At 70.8% G+C, this 13,498-nt stretch carries 11 protein-coding genes and 1 rRNA gene; all 12 read right to left on the reverse strand.

Annotated elements, in window-relative coordinates:
- Positions 1 to 33: 33 nt before the first annotated feature.
- On the reverse strand, positions 34 to 699 hold the full coding sequence (locus ACWD38_RS19605; RefSeq protein ID WP_425503565.1) for an NUDIX domain-containing protein: 666 nt from the start codon (positions 697 to 699) through the stop codon (positions 34 to 36).
- Between the two features lie 22 nt (positions 700 to 721).
- Positions 722 to 2,419: a CTP synthase gene (locus ACWD38_RS19610; RefSeq protein WP_416309482.1), complete on the reverse strand. Its 1,698-nt coding sequence runs from the start codon at positions 2,417 to 2,419 to the stop codon at positions 722 to 724.
- A gap of 215 nt (positions 2,420 to 2,634) precedes the next feature.
- On the reverse strand, positions 2,635 to 3,621 hold the full coding sequence (locus ACWD38_RS19615) for a helix-turn-helix domain-containing protein (RefSeq protein ID WP_450124616.1): 987 nt from the start codon (positions 3,619 to 3,621) through the stop codon (positions 2,635 to 2,637).
- A 247-nt stretch (positions 3,622 to 3,868) separates the two neighbouring features.
- Positions 3,869 to 4,807, reverse strand: coding sequence for a copper transporter (locus tag ACWD38_RS19620; protein ID WP_450124617.1), 939 nt, complete (start codon positions 4,805 to 4,807; stop codon positions 3,869 to 3,871).
- Positions 4,804 to 5,988, reverse strand: a complete 1,185-nt coding sequence (steA, locus tag ACWD38_RS19625; RefSeq protein WP_184480542.1) for a putative cytokinetic ring protein SteA — start codon at positions 5,986 to 5,988, stop codon at positions 4,804 to 4,806. The genes ACWD38_RS19620 and steA overlap by 4 nt, the downstream gene beginning before the upstream one ends.
- A gap of 99 nt (positions 5,989 to 6,087) precedes the next feature.
- The gene (gene recN / locus ACWD38_RS19630) at positions 6,088 to 7,896 is read right to left on the reverse strand and encodes a DNA repair protein RecN (RefSeq protein WP_184480544.1); all 1,809 of its coding nucleotides are present in this window, start codon (positions 7,894 to 7,896) and stop codon (positions 6,088 to 6,090) included.
- Positions 7,897 to 8,010: 114 nt separating this feature from the next.
- Entirely contained in the window at positions 8,011 to 8,904 is an 894-nt protein-coding gene (locus ACWD38_RS19635; RefSeq protein ID WP_184480546.1) for an NAD kinase, read from the reverse strand.
- Positions 8,901 to 9,788, reverse strand: coding sequence for a TlyA family RNA methyltransferase (locus ACWD38_RS19640; protein WP_184480548.1), 888 nt, complete (start codon positions 9,786 to 9,788; stop codon positions 8,901 to 8,903). The genes ACWD38_RS19635 and ACWD38_RS19640 overlap by 4 nt, the downstream gene beginning before the upstream one ends.
- Before the next feature lie 5 nt (positions 9,789 to 9,793).
- Positions 9,794 to 10,030 carry a hypothetical protein gene (locus ACWD38_RS19645; RefSeq protein ID WP_343071485.1) on the reverse strand — a complete coding sequence of 79 codons (237 nt, stop codon included), beginning with the start codon at positions 10,028 to 10,030 and terminating at the stop codon, positions 9,794 to 9,796.
- 96 nt (positions 10,031 to 10,126) lie between these two features.
- Complete coding sequence (locus tag ACWD38_RS19650; protein ID WP_184480550.1) at positions 10,127 to 11,155, reverse strand: HAD-IIA family hydrolase; 1,029 nt, start codon at positions 11,153 to 11,155, stop codon at positions 10,127 to 10,129.
- A complete protein-coding gene (locus ACWD38_RS19655) occupies positions 11,152 to 13,233 on the reverse strand; it encodes a hypothetical protein (protein ID WP_450124618.1) in 2,082 nt (693 codons plus the stop codon). The genes ACWD38_RS19650 and ACWD38_RS19655 overlap by 4 nt, the downstream gene beginning before the upstream one ends.
- Positions 13,234 to 13,412: 179 nt before the next feature.
- Positions 13,413 to 13,498, reverse strand: a 5S ribosomal RNA gene (rrf, locus tag ACWD38_RS19660); the annotation flags it as partial.

The following is a 13,498-nucleotide window of genomic DNA, read 5'->3' on the forward strand; positions in this document are numbered from 1 at the left end:
TCGTCGCGGAGTTCGACACTCCGCGACGACGCGTCACCCGTGCAGCCGGGAGCTCATCCGGTGCGGCCGGTCGATCCACTGCGCGGAAGCGGATCGCGGCTCGGCGGCGCCGGACCGCACCGCGTGCACCGCGAGCAGCCCAGCGACCGCGGGAGCGTTCACGATCTCCCCGGCGAAGACCATGCGCAGCGCCTCGTCGAACGGGAACCGGCGGATGACCAGGTCGGCCTCTTCGTCACCGGTCGCCGCCGGCCGCCCCACCTCGGTGAGCTCGCGCGCCAAGAACACGCGCTCGCTCTGATCGGTGAACCCCGGTGAAGAGGCGATGTCCGCCAGCACCGACCAGGTTCCCGCGGCCAGGCCGACTTCTTCGGCGAGTTCCCGCTGCGCCGTCCGCAGCGGGTCCTCACCTGCGATGTCGAGCAGCCCCGCGGGGAGCTCCCAGAGTCGCCGCCCCACCGGGTAGCGGTACTGGTGGATCAGGACCACCTGATCGTCCGCGTCGAGCGCCACCACCGACACGGCGCCGAGGTGCTCGACGACCTCGCGGCGGGCCTGGCCGCCACCTGGCATCGCGACCTCATCGGCCCGCAACGCGAGGATCTTCCCGACGTAGACGTCCTGGGACGTGACGGTGGCGAACCGGTGCGTGCCGTCGGTCCGTTCGATCTCGCCGTCGTGCGTGTTGTCTGCGCTCACGGAGCCACCCTACGGGTGGAGATCAGACCCCTGCCTGCACGTTGTCCGTCAACTCGACCGGGAGCCGTTCCGCCGCGCGGTAGTCGACGGCGGCCCGGACGAAGGCGGCGAACAGCGGGTGCGGACGGGTCGGACGGCTCTTGAGCTCGGGGTGCGCCTGGGTCCCGACGAAGAACGGGTGCTGCTCGGTCGAGAGCTCCACGAACTCGACCAGGCGGTCGTCGGGCGAGGTGCCCGAGAACACCAGACCCGCCTTGGCCAACCGGTCCCGGTAGGCGTTGTTCACCTCGTAGCGGTGCCGGTGCCGTTCGGCGACCTCGGTCGTGCCGTACGCCTCGGCGACCACCGACCCTTCGACCAGCTTCGCCGGGTACGAACCGAGCCGCATCGTGCCGCCCATGTCCCGATCCCCGGAGAGCACGTCGCGCTGGTCCGCCATGGTGCTGATCACCGGGTGCTGGCAGGGTTCTTCGAACTCCGCCGAATTCGCCCGCTTGAGCTCGGCCAGCGAGCGGGCCACCTCGATCACCATGCACTGCAGGCCCAGGCAGAGGCCCAAGGTGGGGATGCCGTGGGTCCGGGTGTACCGGATCGCCCCCAGCTTCCCTTCGATCCCGCGAACCCCGAAGCCACCGGGAATCAGCACGCCGTCCATGCCGGCGAGAGCGTGCGCGGCGCCCGCGTCCGTCTCGCATTCATCGGACGGGACCCACGCGATCTCGACCTTCGCGCGATGCGCGAAGCCACCGGCGCGCAGCGCCTCGGTGACCGACAGGTAGGCGTCGGGCAGGTCCACGTACTTGCCGACCAGTGCGATCCGCACCCGCTCGGTCGGCTTGTGCACCCGGTCCAGCAGGTCGCCCCACACCGTCCAGTCGACGTCCCGGAACGGCAGTCCGAGGCGCCGGACCAGGTAGGCGTCCAGCCCTTCGCCGTGCAGCACCCGCGGGATGTCGTAGATCGACGGGGCGTCCGGGCAGGCGACGACCCCGTCGGAGTCCACATCGCACATCAGCGCGATCTTGCGCTTGAGGTCCTCCGGGAGGTCCCGGTCGGCACGGCACACCAGCGCGTCGGGCTGGATGCCGATGTTGCGCAGCGCCGCCACCGAGTGCTGGGTGGGCTTCGTCTTCAGCTCGCCCGACGGAGCCAGGTACGGCACCAGCGACACGTGCAGGAAGAAGCAGTTGTCCCGGCCGACGTCGTGCCGCATCTGGCGGCAGGCCTCCAGGAACGGCAGGGATTCGATGTCGCCGACCGTGCCACCGACCTCGGTGATGACCACGTCCGGCGTCCGGCCGTCCTCGTCCGGCTCGGACATCGCACGGATGCGAGCGATGATCTGGTCGGTGATGTGCGGGATGACCTGGACGGTGTCGCCCAGGTACTCGCCGCGACGCTCCTTCGCGATGACCGCCGAGTAGACCTGGCCGGTCGTCACGTTCGCGTTCTTGGTGAGGTCCCGGTCAAGGAACCGTTCGTAGTGTCCGATGTCGAGGTCGGTTTCCGCCCCGTCCTCGGTGACGAAGACCTCGCCGTGTTGGAACGGGTTCATCGTTCCGGGGTCGACGTTGAGGTAAGGATCGAGCTTCTGCATCGTCACCCGCAGGCCGCGGGAGGTCAGGAGTTCGCCGAGACTCGACGCGGTCAGGCCTTTGCCGAGTGAGGAGGCGACACCTCCCGTGACGAACACGTGCTTGATCGTGCGTGCTTGCGGCACCAAGAAGGCTCCCCGTGGTCAAGCCGTCGCCGGGCTAGTGAATCTGCGCTGGCAGGACGGCTGATTCCGTCTCTCCCACGGGATTTCAGCCTAACGCACGATGAACCGCCGGTACACGGCGACCCGCATGGCTTGGAACACGATGCGGAGCTCCAGGTCAACCGCCGTTGGTGCACGCGTCACTCTGATCACCACCGCCCCACCCGCCTCTCGCGTCACCGGACCGGTGGCGTTCCCGCCACCTCGAGCCAGCGAACCGAGTCCTCGGGCGGCAGCGCGGCCGCCCGCATCCGCTCCACCAGCTCGCGGTGGTTCTGCACCGCCACCGGATCGTCGATCAGGCTGGTACTCGAACCGAACGTGCTCACCACCGCTTCGGGCAGCTCCAAGTCGAACGACAGCAGTGAGAACGGTTCATCGGCCGCCAACGCTCCCGCGCTGAACGGCAGCACCCGGACCGTCACGGCCTCCCGCTGCGCCAGCTCTCGCAACCGTCCGAGCTGCCGCTCCAGCACGCCTCGCCCACCGACCTCGCGGCGCAACGATGATTCGGCGAGCGTCAAGTCCAGCCGGAGCTCACCGGATTCCACCCGCTGCTGGCGGCGGCGGAGCACTTCGAGCGACCGTTCGACCTCCGCCGCGGACCGGTCCGCCAGCCGCACCGCCTTGACGGCCGCCGCGTACTCGGCGGTCTGCACCAGCTCAGGCACCGACTCGGTGGCGAACACCTGCACCGCCGCGGCCTCCGCCTCGAACCCGATGTGCTGGCGCGCATCCGGGGGCAGCACGTCCCGGTAGGACTCCCACCACCCGCGACGCCGAGCGGAGTGCGCCAGGGCCACCAGCCGATCTCGGTGCTCCGCGGCGGCGTGGCAGATGTCCGCGAGCGCGATGACCGCGTCGACCCCGACGTGCTGCCGAGCCCCCTCGATCTTGCTGATCTTCGCTTGGGGCCAGTCCAGCCGGGCGGCGACGTCGGCGTGGGTCAGCCGGGCCGCATGCCGCAACCTCCGCAGCTCTCCGGCGAGCAGGTGGCGGCGGACCATCGGACTGCCCGACGCGTGACCTGGTGGGCTTTCGAGGTCCCGACCGAGGTCTTCCCGCCGGATTCCGGCTGGAACGTCCCTGCCGTCGTCCGACGCGGACCGACCGGAGCCGAAGTCGTCGGCACGGCCGTGCTGGGTGGATCGCGTCTCGCTCATGGACTCAAGTCTGATCACGCCGCACCGCGCGGTCCAGGAACGTCACTCCATCGAATTATCGCGAATCGAATAATTCTCGAACATCATCGATGGCATGGACCTCACCACCCGGCCCGGCGCCGCCCCCTCCGTCCGCGTCCTGCCCCTCCCCCGGACGCGGCCGGAGCGCCGGGCCGCCCAGCCGGGCGGCGCACTCGCGTATGCGCCGCCCGGCGCGGCCGCACCGCCGGGCCGGGCACGGCTCTGCTCAGTCGCGCGTACCGGGCACCATGCCCTCTGCGCTGCTGGCCGTGCCGTAATGCCCGGCCCGGCGGTCGAGCTGTTCCCGCAGCGCCAGCACCGCGGCGACCTCGCCCTGGGGTGTGTCGGCGTTGTCCACCGTCGACAGCGCCGACGAGACCGCCGTGTCGGCCCGCGCGAACCCGACCGGCCCGTCACCGGCCGCGGACCCGCGGCCACCTGCGAGCACCGCACCACCACCGGAGCGGTCCAGCTGGGACGCGAAGCGGGCCAAGAACGCCGCCCGATCCGCGGCGCCGGCTCCACCACGCCCTTGGCCGGTCAGCACGAGCGCGAGCGGCGCGGAACGCACATCACCCACCGCCGTGGCGAAGCCCCCCTCGGTCAGCCCGGACATCGCGGCCGCGCGTTCCTCCGGGGAGACCTGGGGTGCACCCGTCCGCTGGTCGACCAGGGTCAGCGGCCCGAGCAGCCCACCGGTGAGCGTGCCGACGTCGGTAGCGGTGGGCAGCTGCACCCCTGCGGGCAGCAGCCGGGTCACCAATCGGCGTACCTGGTCGGAGCGGTCCGGATCCGCCACGGTCTCGGACAGGCGCACCTCGCCGGTGACTTGCGCGCCAGAGGCTTCGACCATCCCGCGCATCGCCGCCCTGTCCTGTTCCGGCACGTCCCAGGAGCTGAAGAGGACGACGCCGCGGTCCGCGAGCCGACCCTGCACGGCCAGCGGCGCGGTCGCCGCGCTGAACCGGTGCGCGCCGTCGAGTTCCCCGCGCAACGCGGCCCGGTCGGCCTCCAGCTCCTCCACCTGGCGTCCCAGGGAGTCGCGTTCCTGTCCGACGTGCGAAAGCAGCCGTTCGCTCAGCGACGTCGACCCGAGCACGATGCCCACGGCCAGCGCCAGCAAAACCGCGATCAGGGAGATCACGTGGTGCCGCAGCGAGATCATGCGAACCACTCCCCCAGCCGACCGAAGGCCGAACGGGCGAAGTCGACGAGCACCGCGAGGAAGGAGGCGCCGAAGCCGGACACCGCCAACGCCACGCCCAACACCACGAGCGCGGCCACCAGGAGCATGGCGAGCGCACCGTTCGATCCCGCGGCCCGCTGCAACGACGCGACCGCCGCACCGTCGACGAGCCTGCTGCCCAGCCGCAACCGCGTCAGGAAGGTGGACGGGTTCGAGCCGGACCGACCGCGATCGAGGAATTCGTGCAACGTCGCCTGGAACCCGACCGTCACCACGAGGCGGGCGTTGTGAGCATCAGCGATCAGCAAGGCGAGGTCCTCCGGATTCCCGGAGGCGGGGAACGTCAGCGCACCGATGCCGAGATCTTGGATGCGCTCGATCCCCGGCGCATGGCCGTCGAGGTGGGCGGGCACGACCACCTCCGTCGCCCGCTTCAGCGTGTCGGTCGCGATGCCGCTGGGGTCACCGACGATCACGTCGGGGTGGTAGCCGGCGCGCAGCAGCGTGTCGGCCCCAGCGTCCACGCCGATCAGCACCGGCCGGTAGTGCTTGATGTAGCGCTTGAGGCGCTTCAGGTCGTCGGCGTGCCCGTAACCGGGCACCAGCACCAGCACGTGGCGCCCCTCGATCGGCACCGTGACCGCGGGGACGCCCACGCCGTCGAGGATGAGCATCCGCTCGGTGCGCAGGAACTCGATGGTGTCGGCCGAGAACGCTTCGAGCTGAGCGGTCATCCCGGTCTTCGCCTCGATCAGCTGGTCCGCGATCGAGTCGGCGTCCTGGTCGGTTCCGGACGCGAGCTCGCGGTCACCGGAGTACACCCGCCCCTCGTGCAGCCGCAGCCGAGCTCCGTCCTTGATCATTCGCATCGGATCCCTCCCGACGCGGTCGATCAAGGTGACCCCGGCGGCGGACAACACTTCCGGCCCCAAGTTGGGGAACCGGCCCGAGATCGACGGCGCGGCGTTGACCACGGCGACGACACCGGCCGCCACCAAGGCGTCCGCCGTCCGACGATCGAGGTCGACCTGATCCAGCAGAACGATGTCACCGGGGCCGAGCCGCTGCGGCAGCTCGCCGGAACGACGTGGAACGCGCGCCGTTCCGGTCACTCCCGGCCGAACTTCCTCCTGGCGTGCGAGCAGACCACTGAGCTTCATGGACCGATGGTGACAAAGGGATCACCGTCCGAGCGGCCGCCACGCCGTAGCCGTAGGTCCGATCAGTCCATCTTAATTGATCCAAATGGACCAATCCGGTCAGTGGCGTCCAGCGGCGTCCTTCTTCTTGCCGCGGCCCTGCCCGCGGCCGGGCTCGGCCATCGACTTGTGGGAGGCGGCGGTCGCCAACAATTCCTCGGCATGGGCGCGCCCCGTGGCCGTGGAGTCCAAACCGGCCAGCATTCGGGCCAGCTCGGCGACCCGCTTCCCGGCGGCGACCGTGCGCACGTCGCTACGGGTCAGCCCGGTGTCGTTCGATCCCTTGTCGACCACCAGGTGCCGGTCGGCGTACGCGGCGACCTGGGCGAGGTGGGTCACCACCACGACCTGGTGGGTGCGGGCCAGCCGCGCCAGCCGACGACCGATCTCGACGGCCGCGCGTCCACCCACCCCGGCATCGACCTCGTCGAACACCAGCGTCGGCACCGTGTCGGCGTCCGCCAGCACCACTTCCAGCCCGAGCATCACCCGCGAGAGCTCACCGCCCGAAGCTCCCTTGTGGATCGGCAGCGACGGCGCTCCGGAATGCGCGATCAGGCGGAGCTCGACCTCGTCGGTCCCTTCCGGGCCCGCGGCCAGGGTCCGGTCGCCCACCCGCAGGGCGGACGAGTCGGACTCGTCGATCTCCTTGGGCTCGACCACGACCTCCAACCGGGCCTGCGCCATGGCCAGTCCGGTGAGCTCCTCGGACACCGCCGCCGCGAGTCCAACGGCGGCTTCCTGCCGCTCCTTGGACAGCACCTGGGCGTGCTCGGCGAGTTCGACTGCGAGCTCATCGCGGCGCTGCGCGAGCGCGGCGAGCGCCTCGTCCGAAGTGTCCATCCCCGCCAGGCGTTCACGCGCGTCGGCCGCCCATGCGAGGACGCCGTCGACGTCGGCGGCGTACTTCTTGGTCAAGTTCTTCAACTCGGCCTGCCGAGCCAGCACCTGCTCCAGCCGCCCCGGATCGGCGTCCAACCGGTCCAGGTAACCGCCGAGCTCGGCGCCGACATCGGCCAGCACCGCGGTGGCTTCCGCGACCCTCGAGTCCAGCTCGCGCAGCACGGGGTCCTCGGCTCCGCCGAGCCGACGGCGCGCATCACCGAGCAATCCCATCGCGCCGGGAGACTCAGGATCGCCGTCCGCCGCTCCGCTCACCGCGTGCTGAGCGCCCGCGGCGATCTCGCGCAACTGGTCCACGTCGGAGAGCCGGCGCGCCTCATCGACCAAGGCGGTGTCCTCGCCCTGCTCGGGGGCGACGGCCTCGATCTCGTCCACTCCGTGCCGGAGCATCTCGGCCTCACGAGCCCATTCGCGAGCGCGCTCGGTGCGTTCGGTCAGCTCCCGCACCGCGTCAGCCCATTCGGCACGCACCCGCTGGTACTGGGCGAGCACGTCGGCCACCGGATCTCCGGCGAACCGGTCCAGCACCGCCCGCTGCTCACCGGCGCGCAGCAGCCGGAGCTGATCGTTCTGCCCGTGCACCGCCAGCAGCTGCTCGGACAGCTCGGAGAGCACCGCGTTCGGCACCGCCCGACCGCCCAGGTGCGCGCGGGAACGACCATCGTTGTTCACGCTGCGCAGCGCGATGAGGCTGCCGTCATCGTCCGGTTCGGCACCGGCGTCCCTGGCGACCTTCGCCGCCCCCGTCTCAGGGGCGACCTCGAACCGCCCTTCCACCAGAGCCCGAGGACTATCGGATCGGACTCGCGAAGCATCGGCGCGCCCACCGCTGAGCAGATGCAGCCCCGTGACCACCATCGTCTTGCCAGCTCCGGTCTCACCGGTCACCACGGTCAGGCCAGGGTGCAGCTCCAGCGTGGCATCGTCGATGACTCCCAATCCTTGGATGCGCATCTCAGCCAACACATCAAGCACCCTAGCGGTCGGCCCCGACCGCCCGAGCCCCGCCAGCCCGATCAATGCCACCGATCCGAGCGGGGACGTGCCTCCCGGACGCTCCGGCAGGCCGATCATGGCCGGTCAGTCGGCTGCCGGGCCGCGCCACCCTTGCACCGGCAATTCGAACTTCCGCACCAGACGGTCGGTGAAGGACGCGTCGTACAACCGAACCAGCCGCAACGGGTTCGCCCCGGCGATGACCTCGACCCTGGCGCCCGCGGGCAGGTCGAAGTGCCGTTGCCCGTCGCAGCACAGCACCGCGTCGTGGCCACCGTGGTCGATCTCCAGCGCGACCGTCGAATTCCGCGACACGACCAACGGGCGGGCGAACAACGCGTGCGCGTTGCTCGGCACCACCAGCAGAGCCTCCACCTCGGGCCAGACGACCGGGCCACCCGCCGAGAACGCGTAGGCGGTGGATCCGGTCGGGGTCGAGCAGAGCACTCCGTCGCATCCGAACGCCGACACAGGATGACCGTCGACCTCGACGACCACGTCGAGGATGCGCTCCCGGCTGCTCTTCTCGACGCTGGCCTCGTTCAACGCCCACGTGGTGGCCAGCACCCGCCCGTCGAGCATCGCGGTGATGTCGATGGTCATGCGTTCTTCGACGTGGTAGCGCCCCTCGACGACCGCGAGCACCGCTTGGTCGAGCGCGTCGGAGTCGGCTCCGGCGAGGAACCCGACGCGCCCGAGGTTGACCCCGAAAACCGGGACTCCGGGCAACCGGGCGAGCTCGGCGGCGCGCAGCAGCGTGCCGTCACCGCCGAGGACGAACACCAACTCCGTTCCCGCGGCCGCGTGCGGCCCGGAGGACACGGCCTGGGTGTAGCAGCCGGGGCTGAGGTCGCGCGCCTCGTCCTCCAGCACCCGAACGCGCACCCCGGCTCCGACCAGCTGCCCGGCGACCTTCTCCGCCGTGCGCAGATTGTGCTGTTTACCGGTGTGGACCACCAGCAGCACCTCTCGGGTCAACTCCGGCTCCCTTGTCGGTGCTCGGTCGTTCCGGCTGGAGCCTCCCCGGCTCCGCCGTTCTTCCCCGTCGTCTGCGGGCCTCGGCGCACCGCGTCCTCGACGAGTTCCGAGGCCACGGCTGGTTCCGTGCTCGCCCCCGCCCGCAGCCAGACGAAGAACTCGACGTTGCCCGACGGACCCGGCAGGGGACTGGCTTCGACGCCCTGCACACCCATCCCGGCGTCGGCGGCGAAGCGCACGACATCGAGCACGGCCTCGGCGCGCAATTCAGGATCGCGCACCACACCGCCGGACCCCAACCGCTGCTTGCCCACCTCGAACTGCGGTTTGACCATCGGAACCAGATCGGCGCCCGGCTTCGAGCACGCCAGCAACGCGGGCAGCACCAACTTCAGCGAGATGAACGACAGATCGGCGACCACGAGGTCCACCGGACCGTCGATGTCGGTCGGCTCGAGCGCGCGGACGTTGGTGCGGTCGTGGATCCGAACCCGCTCATCGGTCTGCAGCGCCCACACCAGCTGGCCGTACCCCACGTCCACGGCCACGACCTCACGTGCCCCTCGGCGCAGCAGGACGTCGGTGAATCCACCTGTCGACGCCCCGGCATCGAGGCAACGACGCCCTTCGACGGACAGGCCCGACTCCCCGAACACGTCCAGCGCACCCAGCAGCTTGTGCGCGCCGCGGGAGGCCCACCGCGGATCTTCGACGTCTTCGGTCACGACCACCGGAGCGTCGATCTCGACGGCGGTGGCGGATTTCCGGGCGAGCATGCCCCGCACCGTCACCCGGCCCGCGGCGATCAGTTCCGCGGCGTGCTCGCGGGACCTGGCCTGCCCACGTCGTACGAGTTCAGCGTCCAAACGCGCCTTGCGCGGCATCCTGATCACCCACCGCCGGTCGAGCCGGACAGCATGTTCTCGGCTTTGCTCAGCGCGTCCGACAGCGCCGTGTGCACGGCTTCGAATCGTTCGACGTGGTCTGCCACCGGCAGCTCGCGCACCTCGTCGAGCCGTGCGAGGGCCTCACCGATCGCGTGCTCGGCCGCCGACCCGTCGTCCGACGGTCTCGCCAACATCGACGGGTTCGGGGCGTGAGAGCCGCCCTGTCCTGGAGAGGTCATCGTCTCCCGCTTCTGTTGCCCACGTCGCCGGACGTGTCACGACGACTACATCAACGCTATCCGACCAAGACGACCGGTGTGCGGACCCTGGCCGCTTCAGCCCAGGGCCAACTCGCGCAACGCATCGCTGGACGCGGCGTCCTGCGCACGAACCTCGACGGGGCCGGAACCGAGCGGCCACCAGGCCGCGCACAACGCGCGGAGCGCACCGAGAGCGGCGACCCGTGCCTCGCCGGAGTCCGGCTGCGGCGCGGTGTCCGCCGACAGCTCCAGCACTCCTTCGCCGACGCGAACCTTCCAGCCCGCCTGTTCACCGACCACCGTGGCCGACGGCGGCAGGTTCAGCCCGCGCAGATCGTCCGCGACGTGGTCCGGACGCTCCTCGACGGGGGCGAACAACACGTCGGCGGCCGTGCCGACGCCGGTCAGCACCATCAGGGACGGCATCCCCGAGCGGACGGCTCCGCCGATGTCGGTGTCCAGTCGATCGCCCACCATCAGCGGACGGCTCGCCTGCGCCGAGGACACGGCGCGGGCCAGCAACGGCCGTTCCGGTTTGCCCGCGACCTGCGGCTCCTGCTTGGTCGCCGCACGAAGCGCAGCGACCATCGAACCGTTGCCCGGCAGCTCGCCGCGTTCGGTCGGCAAGGTGGCGTCGGCATTGCACGCGACCCACAGCGCCCCGTCCCGGATCGCCAAGCACGCCTCCGCGAGGTTCCACCAGCCGGTGTCGGGCGAATGCCCCTGCACCACCGCGACCGGCTCGTCCGCGTTCTCCCGGACCGGGGTGAGCCCGACCTGCGCGACCTCGTCCGCCAACGCCGCCGACCCGACCACCAGCACCTTCGCCCCGGCGGGCAACTGCTCGGCGAGCAGTGCCGCACCTGCTTGCGAACTGGTGCTCACCTCGTCGGGAGTGGCGCTCAAGCCGAGCGAGTTCAAGTGCTCGGACACGGCCTGCGCCGGCTTCGAGGCGTTGTTGGTCACGTAGCGGACCAGAACGCCTCGAGCACGGACCTCCGCGATGGCTTCGTCAGCGCCGGGAGCGAGCTGCCCACCGCGGTACACGGTGCCGTCGAGATCGAGCAGCACCACGTCGTGGTGATCGAGCAAGGTGCCGGTCACTGCGATTCGTCCCCTCGCGGGTCACTCGCCTTCACTGCACGGTCGGTCTGCGCCGCCTCGTCATCGGCGTCCTTCGACACCTCGGCGGCCGGAATGTCCGCTTCATCGTCGACGACCGCTGCGGGCGTCTCATCGAGGTGCTGGTCGTCCTCCTCGGCATCGTCGATCTCAGCGGACTCCACGACGGCGGCCGGACCCGCTGCCGTCGCCTCTGCCACGAGCTCTTCCGCATCGACGTCACCACCGAGCTGGGCGACCAGTTCGTCCAGACGCTCCGGCGCGTCGGTGTCACCGTCGTCGTCCGCGTGGGCCGCATGCACGAACCACGTGAACGACTCCTGAACCCGGTCGGCCGCGAGCAGGTTGTCCGCGTACGCGTAGAACAGCCGGGCGCTCCAAGGCTCCTGCTGCTTCGGGTCGAGTTCGGGGATCTGCAGGCTCACCACCGACGCCTCGATCTCACCGAGATCCCGGCGGGCACCGGCCGCAACGATCCGCAGCTCAACGGCTTCCCCGCCGACCAGTTCGGCCGCCTCGGCGCTCCGGCTCAGCTCGAGGGCGCGCTGCGGGCGGCCCAGTGCGCGCTCGCAGTCCGCCATGATCGCGATGTGGCCGGGACCGCCGCCCATGCGGCGGGCGGCGCGCAGCTCGGACAGCGCCTCGGTCCACTCACCCATCTGGTAGGCGCACAGACCGTTCGCTTCACGTGCCGCACCGATCCGCGACGCGCGGTGCCGGGCGTAGCGGGCGTGCACCAAGGCCTGTTCCGGGTCGGTGTCCATCAGCTTGCCGGCCGCGACCAGGTGGGCCGCGACCTTGTCCGCGAGGCCCTTCGGCAGCGAACGCATGTCGCGACGGATCTCGCCGTGCAGTTCGGAAGCGTCGACGTCCTCCGGCAGTTCGGGAGCCACCTCCACCGGCTTCGCATCCACGGCTTCGTTCGCCGACGTCCCCTGCCGGGGGTTGCCCCCGCGATCGTCCCGCCGCGGACCACCCCGCCCGCGGTCGTTCGAATTCGGACGCTGCCGGTCGTCCCGGCGCGGCCGGTCGTTGTCGAAGCGTTCGCGCTTGCCTTGCGGCCGAGGGGCACTCCGGCGGTCGTCGCGCTGCCGGTCGTTCGGCGGGCGGCCACCACGGTCGTCGCGCCGGTCGTCGTTGTACCGCCGATTCCCGCCGCGGTCGTCGCGACGCTTGTCCGCCCAAGGGCGGTCATTGCGGTCGCGACCCTCGTTCTTGCGGTCGTTCCACGAACGGTCCGTCCTCGGCCGGTCGTCGCGTCGCCGATCGTCAGGGCGCTGTCCACCGCCCTGGTAGCGGTTGCCACCCTGCCGGTTGTCGTCCGGGCGGCCGCCGCCACGCCGGTCGTCGTCGCGCCCGTTGTCCGGTCGGCGGTCGTCGCGCTTGAAGTTCGAGTTGGGCCGGTCCCGCCGGTCATCGAACCGGGGCTTGTCCCTGCGGTCACCGCCGCGGAACTCGCCGCGAGTGCGGTCGTCCCGCCCGCGGTCGTCGCGCTGGGGCCGGCTCGGACGGTCATCGCGGTCGAACCGACCGCCGCGGTCGTCCTGCCGGTCGAAGCGGCGCGGACCGCCACCGGCACCCCGGCCACCGTCGTTGCGCCGGTCGTCGCGGGGACCACTACGCCGCTGGTCGGACGGACGTCCGCCCTTGCGGTCGTCGAACTTCGAGTCCCGGCGGAATCCGCCCTTGTCGCCAGGACGGCCCTTGCCGTCCTTGCGGTACTTCGAATCGTCCTTGCCACCAGGGCTGCCCCAGGTCTGCTCATCGCGGCCTTGGCCGAACGCGCGCTGGCGGTGACCACCATCGGCACGACGATCCTCGATGCGAGGACCGCTGCGACGGTCGTCCCGTCGATCCTTGTTCCCGAACCGGTCGCCGCCACCACGACCCTGGCGTCCGCGATCGTTCGCCGAGCCGCGGGACCCACCGTCGCGGCCGCGGTCGTTCTTAGCGCCGCCGAACCCGCGTCCGGCCGACCCGTTCCTGCCGGCCTGGCCGCTACGGCCGGAATCGGCTCCGCGGCGGTCGCCGCCGCCACGTGTGTCGTCGGACCCGGACACCAGACCTCCTGGAAACGTACAACTCGGTTAACTACCAGCGTAGACCTCAGCGCCACCCGCTCAGTCGGGAGCGCCTGCGTGCGCTGCGGGACGGATCAGAACCAGTCCTCGGCACGAAAAAAAGGGGCCGACCGGTCCGTCCCGTTGGACGGGCCCGGTCGGCCCCTTCTGATGAGTATTGTCGGCGGTGTCCTACTCTCCCACACCCTATCGAGTGCAGTACCATCGGCGCTGGAGGGCTTAGCTTCCGGGTTCGGAATGGGAC

This window comes from Saccharopolyspora sp. NPDC002578, from assembly GCF_053592695.1.